The organism is Vibrio sp. 10N.222.49.C9, from assembly GCF_041474985.1.
Classification (GTDB): Bacteria; Pseudomonadota; Gammaproteobacteria; order Enterobacterales; family Vibrionaceae; genus Vibrio; species Vibrio crassostreae_C.
The window spans coordinates 1-359 of sequence record NZ_JBFRVD010000775.1 but is presented as its reverse complement, the minus strand read 5'-3'; the positions used below and the strand labels follow the sequence as shown (position 1 = coordinate 359).

The following is a 359-nucleotide window of genomic DNA, read 5'->3' as shown; positions in this document are numbered from 1 at the left end:
GGCCTTCATTGTGCCGAAGACACTCGCCGCGCCACACATGTCATACTTCATCTCATCCATGCCGTCACCCGGCTTAAGAGAGATACCGCCAGATTCAAAGGTCAAACCTTTACCAATAAGCACGATAGGCTTAGCAGTTGATTCAGGGTTACCCTTATACTCCATGACTGACATCATAGATTCGTTGTGTGAGCCACGACCTACCGCTAGGTAAGAGGTCATGCCCAGTTTTTCCATCTCTTGCTCGCCAATAATCTTAGTAGTGACCGTTTCATAGTCATCCGCTAGACGGCGCGCTTGTGAGGCTAGGTAAGCTGGGTTGGCCACGTTTGGTGGCATATTGCCTAGGTCTTTAGAAG

General features: G+C 49.6%; 1 pseudogene. It reads right to left on the bottom strand.

Going from position 1 to position 359, the window contains the following annotated elements:
* A pseudogene (locus tag AB4585_RS25540) lies at positions 1-359 on the bottom strand (leucyl aminopeptidase); the annotation flags it as partial.